This window comes from Bacillus sp. V5-8f, assembly GCF_002863565.1.
GTDB lineage: Bacteria > Bacillota > Bacilli > Bacillales > DSM-1321 > Peribacillus.
This window is the reverse complement of the sequence record NZ_PGUW01000011.1, coordinates 140,570-165,481: the sequence shown is the minus strand read 5'-3', so window position 1 is coordinate 165,481 and position 24,912 is coordinate 140,570. Positions and strand designations below refer to the sequence as shown.

At 42.8% G+C, this 24,912-nt stretch carries 25 protein-coding genes; 6 read left to right on the top strand and 19 right to left on the bottom strand.

All coding sequences use genetic code 11. The annotated features are described in order from the left end of the window. Window positions 1-113: 113 nt before the first annotated feature. Together CUU64_RS14035 and CUU64_RS14030 are read right to left on the bottom strand one after the other, a co-directional pair. A complete protein-coding gene (locus CUU64_RS14035; RefSeq protein ID WP_101634237.1) occupies window positions 114-1,544 on the bottom strand; it encodes a sucrose-specific PTS transporter subunit IIBC in 1,431 nt (476 codons plus the stop codon). Window positions 1,545-1,708: 164 nt separating this feature from the next. Continuing rightward, window positions 1,709-2,692 (bottom strand): LacI family DNA-binding transcriptional regulator, encoded by a 984-nt coding sequence (locus CUU64_RS14030; RefSeq protein ID WP_101634236.1) that lies wholly within the window; start codon window positions 2,690-2,692, stop codon window positions 1,709-1,711. Between the two features lie 92 nt (window positions 2,693-2,784). On the opposite strand from CUU64_RS14030, the gene CUU64_RS14025 reads away from it, so the two are divergent. Then, a complete protein-coding gene (locus tag CUU64_RS14025) occupies window positions 2,785-4,047 on the top strand; it encodes an ATP-grasp domain-containing protein (RefSeq protein WP_257985532.1) in 1,263 nt (420 codons plus the stop codon). A gap of 161 nt (window positions 4,048-4,208) precedes the next feature. Here CUU64_RS14025 and CUU64_RS14020 read toward each other — a convergent pair whose 3' ends face one another. The 3 genes from CUU64_RS14020 to CUU64_RS14010 form a co-directional block, all read right to left on the bottom strand. After that, window positions 4,209-5,432 carry a YheC/YheD family endospore coat-associated protein gene (locus CUU64_RS14020; protein WP_180954605.1) on the bottom strand — a complete coding sequence of 408 codons (1,224 nt, stop codon included), beginning with the start codon at window positions 5,430-5,432 and terminating at the stop codon, window positions 4,209-4,211. A 101-nt stretch (window positions 5,433-5,533) separates the two neighbouring features. Then, window positions 5,534-6,640: a YheC/YheD family endospore coat-associated protein gene (locus CUU64_RS14015; RefSeq protein WP_101634233.1), complete on the bottom strand. Its 1,107-nt coding sequence runs from the start codon at window positions 6,638-6,640 to the stop codon at window positions 5,534-5,536. Further along, window positions 6,588-8,072: a YheC/YheD family endospore coat-associated protein gene (locus tag CUU64_RS14010; RefSeq protein ID WP_101634232.1), complete on the bottom strand. Its 1,485-nt coding sequence runs from the start codon at window positions 8,070-8,072 to the stop codon at window positions 6,588-6,590. Before CUU64_RS14010 ends, CUU64_RS14015 begins: the two co-directional genes overlap by 53 nt. Window positions 8,073-8,293: 221 nt before the next feature. On the opposite strand from CUU64_RS14010, the gene CUU64_RS22950 reads away from it, so the two are divergent. From CUU64_RS22950 to CUU64_RS14000, 3 genes are all read left to right on the top strand, one after another. Then, window positions 8,294-8,482 carry a hypothetical protein gene (locus CUU64_RS22950; protein WP_308302382.1) on the top strand — a complete coding sequence of 63 codons (189 nt, stop codon included), beginning with the start codon at window positions 8,294-8,296 and terminating at the stop codon, window positions 8,480-8,482. Next, window positions 8,409-8,729, top strand: a complete 321-nt coding sequence (locus tag CUU64_RS22635) for a UDP binding domain-containing protein (protein WP_257985528.1) — start codon at window positions 8,409-8,411, stop codon at window positions 8,727-8,729. Before CUU64_RS22950 ends, CUU64_RS22635 begins: the two co-directional genes overlap by 74 nt. 844 nt (window positions 8,730-9,573) lie before the next feature. Beyond that, complete coding sequence (locus CUU64_RS14000; RefSeq protein WP_101634231.1) at window positions 9,574-9,912, top strand: YmaF family protein; 339 nt, start codon at window positions 9,574-9,576, stop codon at window positions 9,910-9,912. Between the two features lie 91 nt (window positions 9,913-10,003). Here CUU64_RS14000 and CUU64_RS13995 read toward each other — a convergent pair whose 3' ends face one another. The 9 genes from CUU64_RS13995 to CUU64_RS13955 form a co-directional block, all read right to left on the bottom strand. Next, the gene (locus tag CUU64_RS13995) at window positions 10,004-10,807 is read right to left on the bottom strand and encodes an NRDE family protein (protein ID WP_308302380.1); all 804 of its coding nucleotides are present in this window, start codon (window positions 10,805-10,807) and stop codon (window positions 10,004-10,006) included. 63 nt (window positions 10,808-10,870) lie between these two features. Then, window positions 10,871-11,692: an SPL family radical SAM protein gene (locus CUU64_RS13990; RefSeq protein WP_101634230.1), complete on the bottom strand. Its 822-nt coding sequence runs from the start codon at window positions 11,690-11,692 to the stop codon at window positions 10,871-10,873. Between the two features lie 59 nt (window positions 11,693-11,751). Next, a complete protein-coding gene (locus CUU64_RS13985) occupies window positions 11,752-13,086 on the bottom strand; it encodes a hemolysin family protein (RefSeq protein WP_101634229.1) in 1,335 nt (444 codons plus the stop codon). Window positions 13,087-13,246: 160 nt separating this feature from the next. Then, a complete protein-coding gene (locus tag CUU64_RS13980) occupies window positions 13,247-14,032 on the bottom strand; it encodes a TerC family protein (RefSeq protein WP_101634228.1) in 786 nt (261 codons plus the stop codon). 40 nt (window positions 14,033-14,072) lie between these two features. Further along, window positions 14,073-14,348 (bottom strand): YkvA family protein, encoded by a 276-nt coding sequence (locus CUU64_RS13975; RefSeq protein WP_101634227.1) that lies wholly within the window; start codon window positions 14,346-14,348, stop codon window positions 14,073-14,075. A gap of 56 nt (window positions 14,349-14,404) precedes the next feature. Beyond that, a complete protein-coding gene (locus CUU64_RS13970; RefSeq protein ID WP_101634226.1) occupies window positions 14,405-14,791 on the bottom strand; it encodes a sporulation protein in 387 nt (128 codons plus the stop codon). Window positions 14,792-14,838: 47 nt separating this feature from the next. Further along, on the bottom strand, window positions 14,839-14,964 hold the full coding sequence (locus tag CUU64_RS13965; protein WP_101634225.1) for an FbpB family small basic protein: 126 nt from the start codon (window positions 14,962-14,964) through the stop codon (window positions 14,839-14,841). A gap of 351 nt (window positions 14,965-15,315) precedes the next feature. Beyond that, window positions 15,316-16,443, bottom strand: coding sequence for a glycerate kinase (locus tag CUU64_RS13960; protein WP_101634224.1), 1,128 nt, complete (start codon window positions 16,441-16,443; stop codon window positions 15,316-15,318). A gap of 367 nt (window positions 16,444-16,810) precedes the next feature. Continuing rightward, window positions 16,811-17,872, bottom strand: a complete 1,062-nt coding sequence (locus CUU64_RS13955) for a hypothetical protein (RefSeq protein WP_101634223.1) — start codon at window positions 17,870-17,872, stop codon at window positions 16,811-16,813. Window positions 17,873-18,539: 667 nt separating this feature from the next. On the opposite strand from CUU64_RS13955, the gene CUU64_RS13950 reads away from it, so the two are divergent. After that, complete coding sequence (locus CUU64_RS13950) at window positions 18,540-19,025, top strand: hypothetical protein (protein WP_101634222.1); 486 nt, start codon at window positions 18,540-18,542, stop codon at window positions 19,023-19,025. Window positions 19,026-19,182: 157 nt separating this feature from the next. On the opposite strand, the gene CUU64_RS13945 is transcribed toward CUU64_RS13950, so the two are convergent. Genes CUU64_RS13945 through CUU64_RS22630 form a run of 5 tightly spaced genes read right to left on the bottom strand, consistent with a single transcriptional unit; the run spans window position 19,183 to window position 24,385 of the window. Beyond that, the gene (locus CUU64_RS13945; RefSeq protein ID WP_101634221.1) at window positions 19,183-22,839 is read right to left on the bottom strand and encodes a multicopper oxidase domain-containing protein; all 3,657 of its coding nucleotides are present in this window, start codon (window positions 22,837-22,839) and stop codon (window positions 19,183-19,185) included. Between the two features lie 20 nt (window positions 22,840-22,859). After that, window positions 22,860-23,240, bottom strand: a complete 381-nt coding sequence (locus CUU64_RS13940) for a hypothetical protein (protein ID WP_257985527.1) — start codon at window positions 23,238-23,240, stop codon at window positions 22,860-22,862. A 33-nt stretch (window positions 23,241-23,273) separates the two neighbouring features. Then, on the bottom strand, window positions 23,274-23,573 hold the full coding sequence (locus CUU64_RS13935; protein WP_101634220.1) for a hypothetical protein: 300 nt from the start codon (window positions 23,571-23,573) through the stop codon (window positions 23,274-23,276). 48 nt (window positions 23,574-23,621) lie between these two features. Further along, entirely contained in the window at window positions 23,622-24,146 is a 525-nt protein-coding gene (locus CUU64_RS13930; RefSeq protein ID WP_257985526.1) for a hypothetical protein, read from the bottom strand. A 20-nt stretch (window positions 24,147-24,166) separates the two neighbouring features. Next, a complete protein-coding gene (locus CUU64_RS22630; protein WP_257985525.1) occupies window positions 24,167-24,385 on the bottom strand; it encodes a hypothetical protein in 219 nt (72 codons plus the stop codon). Between the two features lie 110 nt (window positions 24,386-24,495). On the opposite strand from CUU64_RS22630, the gene CUU64_RS13925 reads away from it, so the two are divergent. After that, window positions 24,496-24,912, top strand: coding sequence for a hypothetical protein (locus CUU64_RS13925; RefSeq protein WP_101634219.1), 417 nt, complete (start codon window positions 24,496-24,498; stop codon window positions 24,910-24,912).

Sequence of the window (24,912 nt, the reverse complement as noted above, 5' to 3'; positions counted from 1 at the left end):
ATTTTGCTCTCCTTACGAAATTGCTTAATGATCGAAAATGTTTTGGTATAACCTTGCTAAGCTAAAAGTAAAGGAGGGAAACCAGTTATGATTTCCCTTTCTTTTTTTATTTATTAGTTTATTTTTTGTTTTTTAGCATCACGTTTTCCAAGTACGATCGTCACAAGGAATGCAACCGCAAATGTAATCGCCATACCAACAATATAGAAGGTGATTGTTCCCGGTTTAATGGAGATGATACCCGGAAGGCCAGCAGCACCCAAAGCGATCGCTTTTACTTTGAATAAAGCAACGAATGCAGAACCAACCGCCGCTCCTGAAATCGCTCCAATAAACGGATACTTCAATTTCAGGTTCACCCCGAACATTGCCGGTTCGGTGATGCCTAGAAGCGCTGATATCCCTGCTGCAGAAGCGGTACCTTTTACTTTCGCGTCACGTGCGAGAAGGAGTACTGCAAGCGTTGCTGCTCCTTGTGCGACATTGGACATTGCAGCAATTGGAAAGATGAAGGATCCACCCGTTTTTGCCATATCAGCAAGCAGCTGGGTTTCTACCGCTATGAAGCTATGATGCATACCTGTAATAACAATCGGCGCGTATAAAAGACCGAAGATGGCACCACCAACAAAGCCTGTTGTATCATATAGCCACACGAGCCCATCAGTGAGCAGGTTCCCCGCACTTCGTGTGAAAGGCCCCACTAGAGTAAACGTTAGAACTCCGGTAATAAAAATGGATAATAAAGGCGTTACTAAGTTATCTAGGAAAGAAGGAACTCTTCTTCTTAAGAATGTTTCAATTTTAGCTAAAATAAAGGAAGAAACCAATACAGGAAGCACACTGCCCTGATAACCAACCTTTTCAATTTCGAGGCCGAAAATTTTCCAGAACGGCACTTCGCCTTTTGCAACGGCATCTGCGTAGCCATAGCCATTTAACAAATCAGGGTGAACCATCAGCATACCCAGCGCCGCTCCCAAATATGGATTTCCCCCAAAGCGCTGGGTTGCGGAAAACCCGATTAAAATCGGCAAGAATACAAATGCCGCGTTGGCAAACGTATTGATCAAAGCTGCAAGATCCGCCATTTCAGGATAAGCCTCAATCAAAGACTTCCCTTCAATAAAAAAGTCCTGGGCTGTAAGCAAGTTGTTTAATCCCATTAATAAACCGCCGGCCACGATTGCCGGAATGATTGGTACAAAAATATCCGACAACATTTTTACGAACCGTTGAAGCGGATTCATTTTCTTTGCTCCAGCTTTACTGACATCCTTGGTGGACATTTCAGCTTGACCGGTCAGCTTGGCAAATTCTTTGTATACTTCATTTACAGTACCTGATCCCAATATGACTTGGAATTGCCCCCCAGTGGAGAATGTCCCTTTTACTACATCCATTCCGTCCAGTTTTGTTTGGTCAACAATTCCTTCATCGTGTAATACCAAGCGTAATCTGGTGGCACAATGCGCTGCTGCATCGACATTTTCTTTTCCGCCGATGGCTTCCAAAATTTCTTGTGCGATGTTGTTATAATTCATCTGCTCCTCACCCTCACATCATGTGGAGAAACCGGTTCCAAACTTTGTTAAAAAAAGGTGCGGAACCGGTTCCACTTTATTTTAAAAAAATAATAATGACTGTATCGGAACCGGTTCCATTTCATTTTATATGGTTGGAACCGGTTTCAGTTATTATATGATTCTCACAAAAGATTGTCAACGCTTTCCCTATCAATAATTTTATATTTTGTAAACTTAATTTTTTCTAACTCTTCCCCGTTTACTAGCTTTACAATATCCTTTGCCGCTAGATTACCGGCTTCTTTATAAAAAAACTTTGCCGTCGTGATCCCCGGATATGTGATTTCTGTGACATCATAGCCGCCGAAACCTGTAATCGACAGGTCCTTCGGTACGCGCTGCCCTTTCATATAGGCCGCCTTTAACGCACCAAGAGCAATATTATCCGTGGCACAAACAATAATCGAAGGCTGGTGCTCCTTAATTATTTCAGGCACCTTTTTCATTGAAGCTTCTATATTGAAGCTCGTTTCATAATAGTTCACAGTGGCATTCGACTGCTCCTTCACCGCTTTTTTGAAGCCTTCTTTTCGTTTGACTCCTACGGCAATGTCTTTTTCCGTAACGCCAAGATAAGCGATATTCCGATGGCCTTTCTGTAAGACATGTTTCCCAAGCTCATACGCTGCTTCATAATCTTTATGAATAATGCTATGAAACTGATCATGCTGCTGCCCAACCAGGATAACCGGAATTTGAACCTGTCTGAATGCTTCCAAATGCAGGTCTGTGATTTCAGTAGCAAGCAGAATAATTCCAGCAATCTTTTGTTTTGCCAGGCTGTAAATGTTCTCTATTTCACGCTGCAAATCCTGGCTTGAATTGGATATCACTAGTTGGCAGTCGAGCTCGCGAAGCTGTTCATCAATCCCGATCAAGGTTTGTGAAGTCGCAAACGAGTCAAGACGTGGGACAATGGTGCCGATGATATTGGTTTTTTTGGCTTTCAGGCTTTGGGCAAATTTGTTTGGGGAATAACTGTTTTCCTCGATCACACGTTCAATTTTTTTCCGGGTGGCATCACTGATGGAGCCTCCATTCAAGTACCGCGATACTGTGCTCTTGGAAACGCCGGCGATTTTAGCTATATCTGCAATGGTTACCATATTTTCAACTCCAAAAACCTTTAATATTCATAATTATACATGAAGTTTTCGTTATTTTTAAGGGCTGGAGACTCAATAATACTTTGCTGAAAGTGAAACCATTTTTATGGAAAATTCATACCAATATTAATAAGGGACGATTGCACAAGAAGGAAAGGGTGGATGATATGCAGCCGGTTTTTCTCGTCCTGGGTGGTACCCAAAACTCCCTGCCAGTCATCAGGAAAGCGCAGGAGTTAGGCCTTAGGGTTTTAGTGATTGACCCTGACAAAAACGCAGTCGCTGCAAGGCGGGCTAACTATTTTGAAGTGGAAGATCCAAATTGTCTGGAATGTGTCGAAAACATAGCAAGAAAATACAATGTTGTAGGCAGTATGACCAGAAACGAGCTGTATGTGGCAACCGTTTGTTATCTAAATGAGGCGTTACACCTCCCCAAGCAGGGCGAGGGCATAGGCGAAACCGTAAGGGATAAATATGTAATGAAACAGGCCTTTAAGCGTGATGGGATCGTAATGCCTGAGCCTTTCTATAAAATTGAAAATAAAGAGGAACTTGAAAAGGTAAGGGCCGAGCTTGAAATAGACCTGCTGGATTCTCCCTTCATCGTTAAACCTTCCGATCAAAGAGGCAGCATCGGAATTACAAAGATTGAAAGAATTAAACAATTTGACAAAGCAGTGGCAAAGGCTCTAAAGCGTGCAAACAACCAAAAGGTCATCGTTGAAAAATTCGTTAATGGACAACAACTCGGAGCGCAAGGGTTCAGTATAGATGGCGAATTAGTAAAATGTTTTATCTCTCGAAAAACGTACTCTCCAACATTTGTGTCGCTTGGCCATTCCTTTCCAATCTCCCTCTCACCGGAAGAAATTAGGGCTATTGAGGAGGAATGTTCAAAGGCTCTGCGCAGTCTGGGGATTATGAATGGCCCCAGTACAATTGATATCAGTCTGGATAAAAAGGGTAAGCCGCATATCATTGAGATTGGCGCCCGGGCAGGCGGCACCGTCCTTCCGGAAACAATATTGGCACACACCGGCATTGATCTTGTTAAAGCTTCTGTTGCTCTTGCCAGCGGAATGAAGGTTGAATTCCCCATGCCCAAAAATGTACCAGTGGCAGCCCACAAGTTAAGCTTTCCGAAATCCGGGAAAATAAAAAACATACGAAACTACCATAAGCTGATCCAGCACTATAAGCCTGCAGGCTTCGAATTACACATAAACCGAAACATGGATGTGATCGCCAACAGAGAATACGGCTATGTAATCATAACTGGCAATACGGGAATTGCCGAAAAAAAATGCTCTGAATTCATCCTTGAACTCAGAAACCTGATAGATTTATATTAATAGAGGTTCATTGACATCTATCCTATTCGACACAATTTGCTTTTACCGCATTGGGGGTCTGACCCCCTTTGATGCTTTATCGCTTCACCACACTGGGGGTCTGACCCCAACAGACACATTCAACACAAAAGGCAGGGAAGTGTTTTTTGTCCCTGCCTTTGTCATGTTCGGTCGATATGACTTTTATCGTTTTTTTGTGTGTTGCTGCCTTTTTGGAAGCCTGATTTATGCTGGGCAAATTCGATGATTCGTTTTAGGGAGAGGTTTCGGATGTGGGGTTCGTCAAACTTTTCTGGTTTGGAATTGGCTTCGATAAACCACATTTTCCCCGACTTGTCGATACCAATATCCATTGAGCATTCAGCAAGTGTCGGCCACTCCTTTTCAAGCACTCGAGCAATCGTGAGCACCATATCATGGATAGATTTTATCATGCTTTTACTATCGGTCTCGGGAAATACAGCAGACAAAATATTTTCTGGATCTCCTATAGTACCGCCGCGGGGAACATGGGTGGTGATTCCCCCAATACCTGCAATCCGGATACCCATGCCTGTAATCCCCCATTCTCCTTGGCCATCCTTTTGGGCAAGTGCCCGGATGTCAAAAATCCTTTCCTGATAAGTGGCCAGGCAAATTCCTTGTTGAATTAAATAGGGCTCCTTCATTATTCTTCTAACAGCATCATATAATCCGTAAACAGTTTGATAGAATCTGTTTATCTTCTTTTTCTTCAATTGGTATTGAAGGACGAAACGATCATCTTTTCTCTGCAGTTGGTAAATGCCCCGTCCGGCTTTGCCATTTGTAGGTTTCATGTATAAAATGGGGTGTTTAGCAGCCATATTCACTAAGTTTTCCCGAGAAAAGGAAACCGTTTCTGGAAGAAAAACCGAAACTTTTTTGTCTTTTTGTAAAATATCGTATAACTGGGACTTTTCGAAGAAATGCGGATTATATAAAGTAATGGTTTTCAAAGCAGAAAGCTTTTCCAGGGTGGATTTTACATGCTGTTTGTTCTCTGCAGTCCTGTTAGGAATACGATTATAGACGATATGTGGGAACGGCATCGATTGCCTTACCCATATTTTCCTTTCATCGTCAAATATCGATCCGACTACTGTTCCCGACTCCCAATCGATATCTTCTACTGCGATGACATAGGCAAGTGCCCCGAGCTTTCGTCCTGTCTCGATAATATCGGTAAAATTAGATCTGTTTCCTAGGAAGGAATCTTCTCCTGAAACTGTAAGAATGCCGATAAAGGGACCAATTTCATAGGAGTCCGACTGTTTGTGTATATAAATTTCCGACCGCAACGCGGTTTCGTTTGGCATCTTCTCTGTAATGATCACGGTCTTCTTCCATTTTCCTAATTTAATCATTAATTCTTTCTTCTCTAACAACTCCTTACAAAAACCAGTTGAGGGTAAGTGAAGGCCCCAGGTTCCATTTAGCGATTGTATTGACAGCGTTCCTTTACAAATCATGGCACTTGACCTTTCTCTTGTTGTTTTCTATTCAATAGGTAGCGGGCATATTTAATGGGGGATGTTAAGGCGGTTTTGTACTTTGCGCCATTATCAATTTTTTTGAAGGAATTTCTTCCAGGTTTTGAGTTCACTTCGATGATCCATACTTTTCCTTTCCTGTCTATACCGATATCAAGGCCGAGCTCAACCATCCGGCCATGCTTATTTTCAATGTAAGAAGGAAGGTTATGGATAATCCTGCTTATTTTTCCCTCTATTTCTATCCTTTGTTGCTCATCAAACATTCTTTCCAAAAAAGGAGAAACAGTGGTGGCTTGCCCGCCTCCGCACAAGTTTGAGGTTAACCCATTTAGTACCCCCGAACGCAATGCTCTTCCCGTCTCAACCCATTGCCCCTTGTCATTCTTTTGTACAAGCACCCGAATATCAAAGGGAGTACCCTCCGGAGTTGACAGGTGAAGATAGGGCTGTACAAGTCTTTTTACTTTAGGCAATTTCTCGATCCATTTTAATAAAGATTCCTTATTTTCGAATCGTACCCGAAAAATGTTATTTTTTAGGTCTCTTCCTTCTGCCAGATGGGCGGTCTGATTTGAGGTAATCTTCATAACACCCTTGCCACTAGTGCTTTGAACAGGTTTAATCACAACCATACCGTAGACTTGAAGCATTTCGTTTATTACGTTCTGGGAAGTGATTAATTTGGTAGGAGGCAAGAATGAAGCCAATTCCTCATTCTTTACAAGGGATTTGTACGTAGTTATTTTGTTTCGAAGGAAATGATTCAGGAAAGTGACATCTGGCTGCTCCTTCAGCCACTTGAGCTGTGTCCTGTATTTCCTTCGCCCCCATAGACAATCATAAACAATCGATGGAAGGGGGAAGATTTTCATTTCCCATAATTCTTGCTGTGGAAGATACCTATAACCAGTTACCATCTTGTTTTGCATATCCACACCTTCAGGAAGAAATACATAGACAGGCAAACCGATGCTCATGCCTTCAATCGATAATAATTTATAAAATGCTTCCCTGGTAAAAGGTGGATTAGATTGTTTTGGAGTTGCCAGTATTCCCAGGTAGTCCAATGATTTCTCCATTTTCCTTTAATCCTCCTAACGCTGGGCGGGGACCTCGAGACTTTGACTGTTTTTTCCTGCTATGCTTTTGGAACCCGCTCTGGTAAAAACAGAAATCGATTAACCGTTTCACGGATGGGCGCGCCCCTTTCACCTGGCTGCCAACCGAGTGGACAGCTTTTGAAGGTTTTGAATTTATTTCCAGTACCCATACCCTTCCGGATTGATCTACAGCAAAATCAATGCCAAGTTCCGCGTAATTACCCACCGCTCCGATTTCAAATACTTCTGCCAACTTAAGCGCTTTGTTTTTAAGAACACTGACAACCTGGTCAACTGGCAGCCATGGAGCATTGGAAGATTCTAACGCCTCCCGCAAGCCCAATATAGTCCCTCCAGTCGAAACATTGGACACAATGCTTTCCTCAGGACCTCTCCGTCCTACGATGGACGTGATGGCCCACTTCCCATTCTTGTTTTTTTGTACAAGGGCCCGAAAATCTACAATCCTTCCATTTTGTTTAATAAGGTCGATACCCTGCTGGATAACGTATGGCCTTAATCCGATCCGTGATTGCAACATACGTCCAAGGTCAGTGATAGACCTATACTTCTTTGCAATGGTTTCTCCATTTTTTTGGTATTGGCAACTATAGCTTTCGCCATAGCGTTTTATCCGGATTATTCCTTTTCCAAGGCTTCCTCCCGAAGGTTTTATATATAATTCCTGATACCTGCTTGCCATTATATTAAGGGAATCAGGACCTGTATACAGCGTGGTATGTGGAAAAAAGACGGTTTCACTCTTTATGGTTTTCAACTGCTGCACAATCTCCCATTTATCGAGGAATTTATCATTATAAAAGAAAACCCCTCTTTGTTTTAAGAGATTTATTTTCATCTGCGTTTCTTCTTTTTTTTCCTGCCTCCGTGAACTAATTCGGTTATGGACGCAATAGGGTGTGGGAAAAACGCTTTGAATCCATTTTTGGTTACTATAAATCCAGCCCTCAATAGTTTCGGTATTTTCATTAATCTGTTCAAGGGTAAAAAAAACCGCTCTTCCCCCCCTGCTTCTGCTTTTCTCAGCTACTTCCAAACAGAAATCCGTCATCCCGCCAAATACTTCTTCACCTGTCTTGGATACACCGGACATGAGAATTCCTATAAGTGGGCCTATGACCAACCGCCGCGCCTTTCTGTCATAGTGGAACCCGAACATTTGCCCATCAGGATCCAAGTGAAGAAACTTGGAAGCGGACTCTTTTACCATAAATGAGTTCCCAGGCTGGAAGTGCAGGGCTATTTCCTTTAAACCATAACAAAGCTTAATTGGCTGGTTATCCTTCATCATGTGTTTATTAACGACGATTTCCGGGAGGATCAGGTCAGCCTCCGCTGGAAATTCATGGTCAGGAGAAATGTGAACTTCGATGAAATTACGAAGAGTCACTGGTATGCCCTCCTTTCTATCTCGCTCATTATCCTTATATCCTATGGGAAGCAGTTGTGGTCGGTATAGGCATTATTCTCTGTTAGGGGGAAATAGTACAGGGCTGGCGGCTAAACATAGCACATAATGCAACGCGTTATGCGCCTGGAAAAATTAGGACATTCCTATCATGCAAGCCCTAGTATCTACAAGTCTTTTACAATCTTTTAACTTGGGAGTTTATCAATGAAATAGAGGCTATTTGTGAAAAGGTAGGGCCAAATATCGATGAGGTTGCGGATGGCATGGCAAGGATGAACGGATCGGCTGGTATTTTCTTCAGGCGTGGGATTGGTTATGGAGGATCGCGTTTTCAAAAGGATACGAAAGCTCTTGTGCAAGTTCCGGGAAATTCTCAAACATCCTTTTGAGTTGCTGAAGGCAGTTATCCAGGTGAACAATCGGCAACATTCTTTGCCGGTAATCAAGGCGAAGGGATTGTCAGGAACTTTGAGAGGTAAGAAGGTAGCTGTTCTTGACCTGGCGTTCAAGCCGGAAACAGATGATATTCGCGAAGCTGCCTCGTTAACGATCATACGAGATTTGCTCGAAGAAGGTGCAATAGTGAGGGCCTATGACCCAATAGCTGTACGTAACACACGAAGGGTTATAGGGTGATCGATTATACTTTTGACATTCGTCATGCTCTTTTGGATGCTGCGTTAGCAATTATTGCAACCGAATGGCAACATATCAAAGAATTCCCCTTGCAGCTATATGGGGTCTATATGAATGAACCCGTTATCATTGATGGGCGCAATTGTTATCCATTACATGAATTGAAAATTACCCGATTACCTATATTTCGAATGGAAGGCCACCCATTGTCAATATATCGACAAAACCTAATGAGTACCAACTTCATCTGACAGATCAATAACAGTGCGGGATATAGCAACGAAATTTGCATCATATCAACATACTCAAATGAATATCCACAAATTACACGTTACTTCAACAAGTTCAGCTCTTATCAACAAATACCAGGTTTACTGAAATCTAGCCACTTAAGACTAAGACAATTGTCAAAGGCAACTTGATTTAACATTGGCCTGTCGGGCATTTGCATTTATTACGTTGTCCCAAAGATGGGATAGAATATTCAAAAATTTGCTTATGTAATATTCAAGAATCATCCTGTTATCGGAGGAACAAAAATACGCCTAATTTCTTCCCAAGTTCAGGTGGTCTAAGGAGACCGATCAGGCTTACTTAATGTAAAACTAAAATTTCCTAACCCTTCCGAAACATATTCGAATGAGCAAACAAATAAATTATAGTATTAAATCCTACAGCAGGAGGTGAAAAGTCACGATTTGACCTCAACAGGTTCACCAAATGTACGGCTCCATTAATACTTTAGTCAACTAGTGTGTATGTAGAGTTACTCATTACAAGTGTAGAAAAGTCATTGAACAATTAAAAAGAGTAAACAGGAATAAAGTATTTGGAGGGTGAATGGATGAATAGAGTAGGGAAAGATGATTTTGCACCTGGGTTTGTTCCAAACCATAATCATGGTTCAGTTGATTATACTTCAGTTGATGCGGGTCATGTGCATCAGTGTTTAGATGTAACATCTCCTCCAATCCAAACCCAGGATGGGGGCCACATTCATTATACCGAGGGATACGTTGTTTATGAAGATGGCCATACCCATCAGTATAAGGCATATTCTGGACCTGCCATACCTGTTGGGAATGGGATGCACGTACATTATTATGATTTTTATACCACTGAAAACAGTGGACACAGACATCGCGTAAAGGGCGTTGATCAACCTGCACCAGGAAGCAAATAAAAACCATGAAGAAAGGGGCCAATCCACTCTATATTTAGAGCTGTATTCGATCAAAAATACCAGTAGGATTGGACCTCGTTTAGTCAGTTTTTTATAGATGAATAGTATATTCTTGATCCTTGCTATTTTCCGCTACAAAAACTCGTTCCCGGTAATAGATTTCCCCTTCTGACATTAAAACAACAGTCGAGCTTCTCGTCCCGTACCCCTCGCTTTTGATAAATAATGGCGAGAGAATCCGTTCCCACTCCTGCGAAACACCTGTGTTTGGGAGAAGTTCATCAGGAAATGGATCTGCGTTTTGCAACAAGTTTAAAAGTTTCTCTGTCATTTGTTCGACACTGTCGCCTACTATCTGGGATAATCCCTCTTTCCCGCGTTGTACCTTTGGCCAGGCGGTATTTAAAAGATGGTTGCTCACACCATAGATTCCCGGGTCCAGCCTTTTCACAGTGTCTTCAACATTGGAATAGTAATATAACTCGTTTGCATCGCCTGCCAGAAAGTTATAGCCCGGATATAAATCCCGTTCCACCTTTACTTTTTTTAGATAGTCTTTAGAAATCTCATGGGTTTTCAAAAAATTAGCAACCAGCTCTCCACGGGAACGTTTTCCTTCTGTTTTTTCCTGCGGGTTGCGATAATTGGTCAATGCCGCAAATCGGCCAGTTGTTGTGACACCCATCCAGGTTCCCATTTTTTCCAAATCCCGACCTGCAAGGATTTGAGGATGATCCTGCCAGTAATGAACAGGAGCAGTGGGCCTTTTGTAAAACTCATCCCGGTTGGCCGCAACAATAAGCTTGTATTTTGGATGTGATTGATATGCAAACAGAATTAGACACACTTTGATCACAGCTTTCGTAAAATTGTCATTGTGTATATATTTTAGCATAGAACCAGTATCCACCAAAATTCTGGATAAAGGCCCTCTAAGCATATTTGTTAAGAGGACCTTTTACTTTATATCTGGCTTAAACCCTGCTTTTGAAATTCCTACGTCACCCAGTTCTTCCTGAAGCATCTTTAATACAACCTTATAAGCAGTCGGATTGAACCATTTTTCCATTCCGAGCTGTTGATATATCTGAAAAACACCCATTCTTTCTGTTCGTCTTCCACCGCTGCCATCACCCATCCAGAAATCATCCAACACGACGCGGGTGGCCAGATTCTTTAATTTTTCAGGAAACTCCCTTGAACATGGCAGCAACGGGGCTATTGTCGCTTGAGTCGGAATCCCTGCTTCCGTTATTTCTTTTAATGCCAACATCCTAGCTGGGATCGGCGGAGCGGCCGGTGAAAATGCCTTCCTGATTTCCTCTTTATCGGTTTCAATCGTGATTGAAATACGGATTTTGTCCCCGAATTTTTTGAAGATATCAATATCCCGCTTCACCAGGGGGGAACGTGTTTGGACGAACAAGAAGTCGGGAGGCTCTTCAAGCATAGTTTCCAATAACCTTAGTGTTAATTGAGTTTTCGCCTCTAGAGGTTGGTACGGATCCGTGGAGGAGGACATAAAAATATAAACGGGCCCTTTCTTTTTTGCCTTAATTAGATCCTTTTTCAACAGCTCGGCGGAATTTGTTTTTACATCGACCCAGGTGCCCCACTCTTCTTCACGATAAAGTGATACCGGAAGCTGGCGTACATAACAATATTTACAGCCCAACGCACAGCCGGCATATGGATTCAGCGAATGAGTATAATCATCTAATTGACCTTTGGCAGGCGTCAAAATACTTTTTGACACGATATCCTTTACCTGTATTTCCAATATTTTTCACCTCCCAAAACAACACGACACCACCCAAAAAAACTGGATGGTGTCTGACCTTATGATAGATTTGCATTTTCTTTTTCTTGAACACTTACTTTAACTTTCATAATTCGTTTATCATTCATTTCAGCCACTGTAAACGTAATATCTTCGTATTCAATCGACGGATGCACATCGCCTACCGGAATGTAGCCGAGCTGCCCAATGACGAAACCGCTTAGGGTATCGTAATCATCGGTAGGTAACTGAATATTCAAGGCATCCTCAACTTCATCAAGACTGGCACGGCCGCCAATTACATAAGTGTTTTGGCTAACTTTAATGATTTCTTCATCATCCAGTTCTTCTTCAGGTTCATCATATTCGTCAAAGATATTTCCGACGATTTCCTCGATCAAATCTTCAATGGTAATAATCCCATCGGTACCGCCGTATTCATCAATGACGATGGCCATATGGACATTGTTCTTTTGCATTTCTCGAAATAAGTGGTCCGTTTTAAGAGATTCCAGGACAAAAAATGGTTCACGGATCAGCTCTCTTAAATTAAACGATCCTTCATCACAATTTTCGACAAACTGGATTAAATCTTTGGTATGCAAGATTCCGATGATATGATCGATATCTTCTTCATAAACCGGAAATCTAGTATATTTTTCCGTAGTCGCCAGATGTACCGTTTCTTGCAGGCTTATATCTATAGGAATGGCAACAATGCCTGTCCGGTGTGTCATTATATCAGATACAGTCTTATTATCAAATTCAAAGATATTGTCGATCATAATTTTTTCTGAATCCTGGATGGTTCCCCGTTCTTTTCCAACATCAACCATCATCCTGATCTCTTCTTCCGTTACATTCTCATCTTCGGCATTAGGATCTACACCGAAAAGTCTTACAATTACGTTGGTTGAAAAGGTTAGTAATTTGACAAACGGAGCAGAAATTTTGGAAAGAAGCGTCAAAGGGGTTACCGCAAAAAAGGCAATGGCTTCTGCCTTTTGTAAAGCAAGCCGCTTCGGGACAAGCTCACCCAGAACCAAAGTAAAATAGGATAAGACCAATGTGATTACAACCACGGAAATGGTTTCAAGTAAATCTTCCGAAAACGGCACTCCAATATTTACTAGCCACCCAGCCAGCACTCCTGCAAAGCTTCCGGCAGCAAACGCACTCGCCAAAAACCCGGCAAGCGTGATCCCGATCTGAATCGTTGCCAGAAACCGGCTTGGTTCAGAAAGAAGATTATGAAGCAGCTTGGCTTTTTTGTTCCCTTCCTCTGCCATGATCCTTATTTTATTATCATTTAATGAAATGAGTGCGATTTCCGAAGCAGCGAAAAACGCATTTAGAATAATCAGTACCAACAGTACCAATATTTCAGTTACCAACAGACCTACCTCCAGGTTGGATAAACATACAATTACGGCTCGCCTATATCGGGAGCACTCCTGCCTTGCAAGACTCCCTTCTTTGTATTTTCCGTTTAGCGAGCCATTTTATTCATTAAGAATTGTCAATAGGATGCTACTTTTCTTTTTTAGAATGAATTTAACTTTCCATACTTTCCTGTGATGCCAGATCTTCCTTTTCCTTCGAAAGAAACCATCCAGCGAGTGCAATACTGACAAGAACCGTATAGAACGTAACTTTCCATGCTGTTGAGCTTGCAAACCCTTCAGGCAATACAGCAAGCTCTGGGTGTGATAACGTGTAAACGGAAAGCTTTACACCAACCCACCCGACGATCACAAACGCCGCAATTTCCAAGCCTGGCTTTGTGTGGAGCAGCTTAACAAAGAAATTAGCCGCAAATCGCATAATAATGAGCCCGATGATACCACCTGCGAAGATGACAAGGAATTTTCCGCCGTCAAGCCCTCCTATATTTGGAAGGTTAGTGTTAGGCAGGGCTACCGCCAATGCAACGGCTGCCAGAATGGAATCGACCGCGAACGCAATATCAGCCAACTCCACTTTAAAGACCGTAGCCCAAAACCCGGATTTTTTTCCTTCTTTAACTTCGGTCGTTTTCTCCTTGCCTTTATTCACTACCAGTTTTCTAAAAATATGGTTAGCTGCGATAAACAACAGGTAAAGGGCGCCTATCGCTTGGACCTGCCATACATCGACAAGAAACGAAATGGCAAACAGTGAAGCAAACCTGAAAACAAATGCTCCTGCCAAACCGTAAAATAATGCTTTTCTTCTCTCCTCTTCTGGCAAGTGCTTTACCATGATCGCCAGCACAAGAGCGTTATCCGCAGCCAAAAGCCCTTCTATTGCAATTAATAATAATAACACCCAGCCGTATTCCAGCAAAATTGATAGTTCCATTGAATCCTCCCATTACGCATATATTGCATTTTTCTTTACTCTAGGTTAGCCCGTGTTTCCTTTTCAGGGCGTCGGGGGCCATTTTGACCATTCGTTCTAAAACAAAGCCAGCTATCACCACATCATCGACAATCCCAATCAATGAAAGGAAGTCTGGAATTAAATCGAACGGGAAGAAGGCATATGTGAGAATTAGCAGAATGCCAAGTGCTTTTTTATGAAGATGCACTTCTTCTGATTGAAAAAAATCTTTTAGAAAAGGAATGAACTTCCAGAATTTCAAGATGAATTTCAGTCTTTTAAAGAATTTAAACAAAAAGGCCACCTCCTTCTTATCTGTTCCTACTCCTGTATTTGTCCTAAAATTTATTCTTAAACGATTTTGATTTCATCCTGGTCTCTGCTGCTGGCACCCTCGTTAAACGCCAGCCTTGTATCAAATCGATACGTTAACCGGTCTGTAGAAGCTCTTACCGATTCCGGCAGTTGAAAAGCAAATGAAATTTGATTCATTTCATCCGATAAAATGCTTGCCGACGAAAGAATGGTTTTTGAATCAATTACCTTTTCGGAGCCATCGGTGTTATCAATGGCCACCAAATCACAGTCGATGCGTTTAAGGCGTTGGTCGATGGTGCCACCCTTTATATAAAACTGGCCATGTACCGGTTCACCAGGCATATAGGCTTCCTTGTCAAGAATAAGATCTATTTTTGCTGAACCAATTCCTAAAAGAGACATGTATTTCCTCAGTATCAATCAAGACCCTCCAGGGTAAAATTTTTATCATGAATGGTTTTTAGGTGTTATCTTGCACTTACATACTTTTCGTCAACACGCTTTTCAATTTTCTCAAGCTCTGCCTTATCTTTCAGAAGCTCCTCTTTATTTTTCTTGATAAGCTCTGAAAAGGACAATTTTCTTTTTTTCATTTTTAATCCTCCTTTCCTTTTTATTTAGTTGCTGTCTCCTTTTTACTGCCTAAAGGAATTGAAAAACAAAAAACCTTTACCAAAATATGGTAAAGGTTAAAAATGCAAATAAAGACCTTCACCACTAGGCAAAGGTCTTGCTAACAACGATCAAATGTTGCCAACAAAGCCGGGAGCGTTTCCCCTCCGAAATGACGACTTTATTGTAAAAGCTACTCCCCTTTAGGAGAACTATTCAACTGGTTACAAACATCATAATATAAACAATATAGAATTGTCAAAACAATTTTTCCAATACAACAATTTTTTGACTTGCCCTGAAACAAATCATATCCATCAAGTAACTTGCTTTCACTCTTTTCTAAGCAATGCGGCCACATTCCGGGCCGTTCGTTCTACATTGGCATAAGCCCCACCCATGATATCTTTAAAGGGCAATAGGGCGGGAATAGTAGGGAATATTGCGTCAAAACCATGATCATAAAGCACTTCGCTGCCCTCTCCCACGCTACCACAAATAGCAATGACTTTGGATGTCGGTGGAGCACATGCCGCCACCCCTGCTGGTGCTTTGCCAAATAGGGTTTGCCCGTCAATTTTTCCTTCACCGACGATTACCATGTCTGCATCCCGGCAAATGTCCTTAACATTTAAATGCTCCAGCACAAGTTCCACACCTTTTTTCAATTGCGCTCCTGCAAATAAAAGGAGTCCAGCCCCCATTCCTCCGCCTGCACCGCTTCCTGGCAAATCGGCTACCTCTTTTCCTAAATGACTGGAAGCCATTTTGTAAAATTCGCCCATGGCCCTATCCATATCAGCTAAACTGCTGCCAAGCAGCCCTTTTTGAGGCCCATAAACATATGTTGCACCGTTTTTGCCTGTTAAGGGGTTTTCCACATCTGCCGCAATCGTAATTTTTGTTTGATCTAAACGTTTATCACGGGAAATAACAGACATAGATTCTGCATCGAATACATCCTCACCCCGGCCCCTCAACAATTCTCCTGAAACATCAAAAAATTGATAACCGAGTGCAGAAGCCATACCCATTCCACCATCATTTGTTGCACTTCCGCCTACCCCAATAATCAGTTCGGCAGCGCCCCTGTCCATTGCATATACAATCAGTTCCCCCACCCCATAGGAAGTCGTGTGTAATGGGTTTCGCAAATTACCGGGAACAAGATGCAGCCCGCAAGCTTCTGCCATTTCAATAAAAGCTTTTTTTCCATCGTTAGAAAAAGCGATTTTGGCCTTTACCGGCTCACCTAAAGGTCCAGTGACTGAAATGGTTTCTATTCTACTGTTACTTGAACCAGCCAACGCCTGTACGGTTCCTTCACCACCGTCTGCTATTGGGAGCAGATGATATTCCGCGTTCGGGAAAACAGCCATAAACCCAGACTTAATTGCTTTTGCCACTTGGTCTGCGGCCAAACTTTCTTTAAAGGAATCTGGTGCGATCACAATTTTCATTTTATCCTCCTATTGACTGGCCGGAAGCTTTCTAGGGACTTTCACGGAACAAGTGGATTTTGTTTCTTCCTCCTATCTGTCTAAACCATACTCGCTCTTTATTTGATACTATTAATACTTAGCCCTGGCTACCTTTGCCACTACGTTATCCTCATTGCTGACGGTTACTATCTTTGCTGGAGTAAAAATAAAATATATACATAACAGAATGTAGGAAAGCGTTTACATATTATTGTAACAGCGTTTTTTTCTAGATTGCAAGGTTGAAAGAATCAAAATGCCTATTTATAATTATAAATAGTTGTATAACAACTCTTTATTATGTATAACCCTTGGCTTGCAAGGGTTATTCGAGCAATGGATCCTGTTACATTCTCATAAAGAAAATGGAATGGAACGGCACCTCTCTTATTTTTTCATCTGCCATTTGAATCGCTATGGATTCCTGGCTAACCTCAACTACAATACCCTCAATTTCTTCACCTTTAAGCTTGATCTTTATTGGTTTCCATAAGTGAAGCAATAAAAACATACTCAGATTCATTCTGAAAAATATTCGGATTAATTCCGGTGAGGAGGCAACTGTTTCCCCGAAATTAAATGTTAACGATCTTCGCAGGCACGGATCGATATCAAGCAATTCTGGCTCATGGGGCCGGTGTACGAAACGATTTTCAAGTTTGATAGATCGTATTTGAGCGAATGGGATTAGGAATTCCTTCTTTCCATCCTTTAACAGCACGAAATCTTTGCCAACAACTTTTACACGCCCTGCCAAAAATCCACTCTCGTCGCGTACCATTTCTTGCTCTAGTGATTCCTGTTCCTGTGTCCTCCTGCTTGATTTCCGTTTGGGAGCTTTTTGCCATCTGATATATATTTTATTTTTTCTTTTTACACCTTTTCGAGCAGGCTTCTTTTTAACTATGTCGGGATTGTCGAGAATTAATTTGTCAGTTGAACAAGACATCATTACCTCTTCTTGTTGATTTTCCGAGGTACGAGATCCACCTGAAAATGATGGGGCTCTCTTTGTTCTACCAGAATTACTTTGTTGGACTTCCCCGGTTTCCTGGGGTGGCATTACTTCATTCAGCTGCATGTTTTCTGTTTGTTCCTCTTCTTCATCTTCTTGGCCAATTTTTAGCTTAACCCACTGTCCTGATAACCCTTCAAAAGCCCGCATCATTCCTTCTTCAGGGCGCTCATTGGATAAAGCCAAGTCCAACAATAATTCATTAGCAGCATTAATTCTTTCTTCAAGTTCCTTAGTCTCTTCATCGGGGAGGCATGAAGTCGGGGCGGGAAATTTAGGAGTATCGAAACGTACGGGACAGCATGCTTCCGGAATACAGAAATCATCCGGAGCATTTGGTGAGACAATTTCTGGACAACGAACCCCTTCCTTTTTTCGTTTCCTTCTTTTCATTAGGTCACCTCCTATCTATGAGGATAAATGACATTCTTACTTTATATTGTGAAAAAACAGGTTGACTTTGACCCCCTGTAAGTTAGCAACCTGGATGATAAGATTAGTTAAATACCGTTCACTCACATTTCATAGTATGTTTCCCGTATATAAGGCGTACCTTGGGAGCTGTCAAACACACAATTGCCCAGATAAATTTTCCACAAGAGGGCTGATGTTTATTCAGGTAAAAATGCCTGACATAGTATATTACTAGCTTAATGGAAAGGAGTCAGGGTGATAAATGACAGATTTCCAGCAATGTGAGAATTGCGGAACAATCCATAATGGTATGTCCCGACGGCATCGAGAACTGGAATCCTCCTTAGGGTCCTGCTGTGCTTCTGCTTGTTTAATAAGGTTTTTTGACAAGGACAATCCAGTGGAGATTATTGATAAGTTCTTCACTTCACTACCCAAAAGCGACAAATTAGTGAAAGAAACTCGGTTATTGCCACCTCTAACAAACCGAAAGCTTCAGAGGTAACTCCCGCACGTTTTCTAGAGACAGATTCCAACCATAAAGAGATCAAAAATAAATTGACGCCGCAAGACACAATTTGCTGAAAATCATTAAAAGGGCTCAGCTACCTTAAAGAAATAGGTTTACACTAAGGGAGGAAGATAGATGAGCAAGAAACGCCATTGCAACTGTTCTGAATGCAGGAAACAGCGCAATGACCGAAAAGGTTGTGGATGTAAAGAATTCCGCCATACCGGCCATTTTTCAGATGAACTTGAGGAGCGCTTTGAAGAAAGATTCCAGGATCGCTTTGAGGAAGATTTTGAGAACAGGTTTGATAATCGTTTCGAAAACCGATTTGACAAATGTTTCGACAGACGATTCATATGTGGTGACCGTTTTCATCTTCGATTAGCAGGATTACAGGGCGGATTGGCCTTTAGATTACGCCAGCTGCTTGACCATGATGTGAGAATTGAGTGTGAAGATCAGGAGGTATTCGAAGCCAGAATTGATCATGTCGGCACAGACTTTATTGAGGTTTTGATGCTTAGCGAAAAGAAAAATAGACGACAAAAAGAAGATTGTGGCTGCAAAGGAAAATTCAGAATCATTCCTTTTGAAAAAATTAAATTCGTGGAATCCTTATAAGAAACACACTTATATTTGCATTTGGGCACACACCAAGAAACGATGTTGACGGGCAACATCGTTTTCTTAATATTAAGCTAATAACAAGTGATTGGGGAAATAAAGGGTAAGGTCAGGTATATAAGCACAAGGCGAATGCCTCACTGGAAACAAATTTTCATTCTAGTAATGGCAAGTGCGGCTGAACCCTATCATGAACGCGGATGATTCCCCACATCCCCTGCTCGATATCCCAGCGGATATTGCCCGACCGATACATGTAGTCTCCAGGGAAGTTTAAAATTCCTCCCGCGCCACCAATCAGGAATAAGTCATCTGTTGCTCCCGCGACACTATGGCCGACGAATGAAACATTCCGGGAAAATACATCAAGCGGGTTGAATTTCCATTGGTGGCCGTGAATGTGAAAAGTATGCGACCTGCGGCGCTCTGATGGATTCGCAAGACGCACGGTTACCGGATCCCCCGCGTATGCTTCAAAAACAGGAGTCGCTGGGTCGCCGAATACTTTTGAACTGAATAAGTCTGCTAACACAGGGTGGTCCCGATAGCGATTAATGAGTCTTTCCGTGCGATAGTTAAAACCGCGGGAACCGTTATCATACGTATCCGCTATGTCGAATTCCTCCGGTTCCGGTATAATACCTGCCATCGGATCAACAATCAATATTCGATCTTTATCTTCCAGCCTTACCCCATCATGCATGATTAAAACAAACTCTCTAGTAGTTGGCAGCAATGGATTGCTAAGGATTACACTGGTCCCAGTGTTGACAGGCTTCAGCGTGTTTGGATCAAGGTAGCTCGTAAAGCGGGGTTCTGCTATAAACGCCCCAAAGGTTCCAAACGAACGGTGATTTCGCAAATCCGCCATATCCCATAAAGCACAGGTGCCCACTGCATCACCGACATGCCAGCGATACGTAATTTCTTCACCGGGACCTACCGTTTGATCCGGATTGAACCCGACAGTATCCCCGCTTGATGTCGTCACATCATAATCAAGCAAGCTGCTTGGGTGCATTGAAATACGTACTGAAGGAGGATAAAAGGCCTGTTCCTTCACTGGTGGATATGGATGGATGCCGTCCGGGAAAGGGAATAATTCAAATCTTAACCGGCTTGTTAAGGTGACTTCAATAAGATCACCAGTATTTCCCCTCAAAACAAGCGGCTCCGGATTCTTTCTTCCTGACAGGATATCCTCCACATCCTCTTCCAGGGCAAAAACAATGCCATAAGGGTCGTGGTCCCCATAAGAATTATAAATAATCGGGGTTTGGAACGCGACAACACGAAAGCGTCGAATCGGTGCGCCCTCAGGAAAATCTGCCAAATCAGGAGGCAAGGTACTTTGCGAATTGGCAAGGGAAGGCGGTTCACCAGTTACTTCAGGCAGGGCGCTTCTCCTGCGGGGAGGCCATGGCCGGTCGGTAAGGGGGATAAGGTCATCCACTTCGTGGTCAAACGCTCGAACCAATCCCCATGTGCCATTCCAGACATCTTCCTCCGTCTCGAACGCCCACAAATAATCGCCTGCCTTTGGAATTTCCAACTCAAGAGTAAATGACTCTGCAATTCCGATATGCTGTTGGTCCCTGAGGACAGAATCGTTATCCGGGTGCTCCGATTTCCACTTCAAACCATGCATAACGAAGCTGTGGGATTCCTCATGGGCCCCCTGCAACAGCCGAACCCGAATCGGATCGCCCCCATAAGCGCGCAAAATCGGCGTAACGGGATCTCCTCCCACAAACGAGCTGAATGAATAAGCCGGGTCGCAATCCTTGCCGAGGCGGAATTGCAGTGGCTCATTTTTATAGTTGACGGCGAATATTCCAGGGTCATCCGTTGAACCCGGAAAATCCGGCGGTTCAATGGGTCGGCCATCCTTATCGAACAGTAATGTGAAATCCTGGACAAATAAAGCGAAATCCCGGTAATCAGGAATGATTGGATTCACCACGGTAACCTGTGCCCCCCGATCTGTCTCCTCACCGGTGCGTGAATCCATTACCTTGGAAAAACGCGGCTGAACACAGCCTGCACCAAACACCCCGTGTTGCTGGTAAGAAACAGGGAATAGGTGATCATGGAAAAAAAACGCCTTTAATTCCGACTCTGCAAACCACTCATACCGGATCGTCTCACCAGGCAGGACGGAACTGTCATAATTCCAGCCTACATTTGAACCATCTGAAACAAGGACATCGAACTTTACGAAGTGCACATGAAATCCACATTCATAGGTTCTTGTCACAAGCTGGAACGCGTCTCCATCCAGGACATGTGGCATCCGGTTGGTAAAATTCATCCTGATGCAAGATCCGGCTTCCATGTGGAGCACAAGAGGTTCGGGTTCTTTTCTTCCAGAGAGAACATCATCAAGGTCTTTATCGAGTACATAAAATCTTGCTTTTGGATCATTCCAGCCGGCTTTATTGTAAACGACCGGCATTTCAATCACAGAGACATCAAATTCTACGACCACCGGATTTCCAAGGCATGAATCGGTAAAAACCGCTCCCGGCCTTGCATTCGGGACGGCTGCATTTCTTTCAAGCTCTGTCATTTCCCTGCCGCCGACGATACCCAGCGGCGGCCTTGGAGCCTTACATCCAACCTTACCGGGAATAAAATTAGGAAAACCGGGCTTTTCCTTCGTTGGCTTTGGCGGACAGGGCCTGTCAGGCAAGGGCTGAAGCGGAGCAATCGGTATGCCGTTCGGATAGCATTGGCTGCCATCCTGGAGCGTATCGAATATACGGTTGATTCCCCACATCCCAGCTTCAAAGTGCGGGTACAAATGGCAGTGGAGGATTACATCCCCAATGCTTCCCGACAGGCTCCCCATTCCATATAGTGGCTGCACATTGTAATGCGATTGAGGGCTAATTGCCTGAGTATCCACAAGTTCAGAATGGATATTCGTTTGATCTTTTAGCCACTGATGCACATGGTAGTGAAATGTGTGTGTTTCCTTAACACCTGCATGAATTAACCGTATCAAAGTGGGGTCGCCTCTGTAGCCGCGTAAGATCGGTGTCGCCGGATCACCGAACACCCAAGAATCATGGTGAACCTCTTCCCCATCCACATCAGGGCTGACAACACCTTCTTCGATCAGCCTTTTCCGATTATATAGCGGCTCGAATCGATAATTCACACCGTGAAACGAATCCACATCCTGTCCGGTCACAGGGTGGATCGGCCGGTTTCCGGTTATATCATCCACTTCCATTTCATCATGGAAAAACCAGGCAAACTCCCGGAATGAAGGCAGAAACGGATTATGGACATCTGCATATACTCCGCTATTAATCGGCCCGCCGGTTACGGGATCCGTCCACCACGAACCCCTTCTTTGAACTAGCAGGGCACCGAAAAGGGCTTGGAGGCTGGATCCCTGCTCTGTACTGGACACATTTCCAAGGTCCGTAAAAAAATAAATCCCTTCATTAGTTGTATTGATTGTGTACAGGATCGTTGTTCCAGGCTCAGCTAACGAGCTTGGATTTAATCCCACATTTGCCCCGTCAGAAGTCAAAACGTTATAATCTGCTTCCTGGAAATGCATACCCGCGGCAAGGTTAAGCCGATTTTCAAAAAGGATTTCCACTATATCCCCTTCATTCGCCCTGATAGTCAGCGGCTGAACAAGCTCTACAGGTGTAAAGGGATTTTTATCAACGAGTTCTTTTACCTTCGACAGATTTTCCTTTAATACATACATCCTTCCATCCGGATTATGATCGCCGAAGTTGTTAATCACTATGCGAATTGGAATGGCGACAACATGAAAACGCCTGATCATCGACTTCCCCCGTTTCGTTACTACGTCATATCATTTAATTCCGGTATTCTCGACTCTCCCGGACGTTCAATATAAAAGACTTCAATGTTATGAACGTGTATAAACCATATCCTGTTTTCCAATGGCTGAAAATGCGTCGTTTCAACGGCAATCTCAATCATATCCTCGACCACGTCAAGAATTTCGCCGATAAATATAAATGGATACGAGGGCGAGAGTACAAACACCTTGCTCCCGATCCCTTCCCTAAAATGATTAATGAGCTCTTCATCATGGATCTCATTTATCGGCCTGTTATCAAATGATCTACCTTCCTGTTGAAATGAATCGGACCTTAAATCCCCATTATTGCCCGGTGGCTGGGATGAATTCCGTCTTCGATTAAAACGATGCTGGGTCATGCTGATATCCTCCTTTCTTACCCGACCTTCTGCTTATGTGAGAGGGATCCGAGCTTCACAATCAAAGTTTGGAGTCCAGTGGGCTATTTTCTCAAGTGGAATGGATAAAGGAGTAGGAAATTGGAAAAATGGAGCGTTAAGAATTTTGATGGTAACTGGAAATATTGTGAGGTGGCCCCCTTCCACTTCCACAATCGGTCCGCAGAAAATCGGCCTGAATGTTTGCCCTAACAAATTTAATTGCGTAGATTCCGTAACAACCAGAATGCTTTCACCGATAAGGTTATTTAACTCCAGGAATAATTGGTCGGTACTCGGAATTGTCCGGTTCATTTTACATCCCCTTTTCTTTTGGCATAATTACTGGTTTTAAAATAACCATTATTGAAACACTTTTTTGATTTGATGCCTTCCAAGTAAAGATACTAGGCTCAAAAAACGTATGCTTTGAACGTATGTTATGTGTATTAGATCCAGTTTGGTTTGCTCATTCCACAACGCAATGGTTAAGGTTAGTTTGTCAGCATCCATTATTTTTCCGAACAACGTATCGGAACCTGTCCTGACTCTCACCCATGTATTTTTCCATGACCGTAAATTGGTGCTCAACGATTCTTCGTAAAATTGCTGGATAAGCACATCCCTTTTGGAGACCGTTTCTCCAAAGTTATAGAGCAGTTTTCTTTTTAGATCGTTATCATATATAAAGTACTGATGGCTGTTAGAAAAGTTCGGTACTCCTTGAGGTATGTTAGCTGATTCAATAGCTTCATAGGAAATCCAGAACCGATCCTTTAAATTGGTTAACATGACAAAATCACGGCCAATGGCGCTTACTTTGCCTAATGTTTGAATGGCCTCCTCGCCAGCCTTCGAATAAACCACCACTTGTTGGTTTCGTTTCATCTTGAAGAATCGTTTAAGCATCAGCGGTTTTTTTTTTCGGGAGCTGCCTCTGCAATCTTTAATAGATTCGCCTGTTCCATATATTCGGTAAAAATCCGAATTTCCTCGGTAGGTGTGGCACCAGGTGGCGAAGTTATGCCTTCACTGGTTTCATATATGGTGGCGTCTGTTCTCTTTTCATTCTTCCTTTTCTCCAACAAGACTTCCGTATACTCATTAAGCCTCATCCTCAGTTTCACCCTATCCCCCCTGACATAATTTCAAAAATAATATATGAATTGGCATAAAAGGTGTGCATTCACCCATAGGCGAATGTCATCATATGCTGGCACAGGAGGGATCAAATAAAATGGAACAATGGTTCGCTATCTTTTTCTATGCTAATTTCCTGATTGCTTTTATTTCGTATATGTATCTATTTAAACGAAGAAAATTAATCGGGTTTCACCTTGGCATGAATATTGCGATGATTGCCGGAGGAGGGCTCTCCTTGGGAACAGGGGTTGCTTTAATAAACCAATTTCCATTGCATTACATGGAGATCACGGTAGCATCAGCTGTAACGGGGATTCTCACCGGTGTACTATTTGGAGGACTTTTCGATTACCAAACTCTCTTGACAGGGTATATCAATGGGCTTTTGATGGGCCTCATGGCCCCAATGGTTGGTGCGGCTTCTTCTGGAAGCGTGCCTTTTATGTTATTCCTTGAAATCTTTATTATCGGTTCATTCGGGATGGTACTTGTCGCGTCAAAATTGTCGTAA

Bases quoted from the DNA above. Each gene is read 5' to 3' on its own strand.
- CUU64_RS13925 (WP_101634219.1), top strand. From the start codon at position 24,496: ATGGAACAATGGTTCGCTATCTTTTTCTATGCTAATTTCCTGATTGCT.
- CUU64_RS13950 (WP_101634222.1), top strand. From the start codon at position 18,540: ATGAGCAAGAAACGCCATTGCAACTGTTCTGAATGCAGGAAACAGCGC.
- CUU64_RS13940 (WP_257985527.1), bottom strand. From the start codon at position 23,240: ATGACCCAGCATCGTTTTAATCGAAGACGGAATTCATCCCAGCCACCG.
- CUU64_RS14020 (WP_180954605.1), bottom strand. From the start codon at position 5,432: ATGATTAAATTAGGAAAATGGAAGAAGACCGTGATCATTACAGAGAAG.
- CUU64_RS13945 (WP_101634221.1), bottom strand. From the start codon at position 22,839: ATGATCAGGCGTTTTCATGTTGTCGCCATTCCAATTCGCATAGTGATT.
- CUU64_RS13965 (WP_101634225.1), bottom strand. From the start codon at position 14,964: ATGAAAAAAAGAAAATTGTCCTTTTCAGAGCTTATCAAGAAAAATAAA.
- CUU64_RS13935 (WP_101634220.1), bottom strand. From the start codon at position 23,573: ATGAACCGGACAATTCCGAGTACCGACCAATTATTCCTGGAGTTAAAT.
- CUU64_RS14015 (WP_101634233.1), bottom strand. From the start codon at position 6,640: ATGGAGAAATCATTGGACTACCTGGGAATACTGGCAACTCCAAAACAA.
- CUU64_RS13930 (WP_257985526.1), bottom strand. From the start codon at position 24,146: ATGAAACGAAACCAACAAGTGGTGGTTTATTCGAAGGCTGGCGAGGAG.
- CUU64_RS13960 (WP_101634224.1), bottom strand. From the start codon at position 16,443: ATGAAAATTGTGATCGCACCAGATTCCTTTAAAGAAAGTTTGGCCGCA.
- CUU64_RS13955 (WP_101634223.1), bottom strand. From the start codon at position 17,872: ATGAAAAGAAGGAAACGAAAAAAGGAAGGGGTTCGTTGTCCAGAAATT.
- CUU64_RS13980 (WP_101634228.1), bottom strand. From the start codon at position 14,032: ATGGAACTATCAATTTTGCTGGAATACGGCTGGGTGTTATTATTATTA.
- CUU64_RS14000 (WP_101634231.1), top strand. From the start codon at position 9,574: ATGAATAGAGTAGGGAAAGATGATTTTGCACCTGGGTTTGTTCCAAAC.
- CUU64_RS13995 (WP_308302380.1), bottom strand. From the start codon at position 10,807: ATGCTAAAATATATACACAATGACAATTTTACGAAAGCTGTGATCAAA.
- CUU64_RS14030 (WP_101634236.1), bottom strand. From the start codon at position 2,692: ATGGTAACCATTGCAGATATAGCTAAAATCGCCGGCGTTTCCAAGAGC.
- CUU64_RS22635 (WP_257985528.1), top strand. From the start codon at position 8,409: ATGGAGGATCGCGTTTTCAAAAGGATACGAAAGCTCTTGTGCAAGTTC.
- CUU64_RS14035 (WP_101634237.1), bottom strand. From the start codon at position 1,544: ATGAATTATAACAACATCGCACAAGAAATTTTGGAAGCCATCGGCGGA.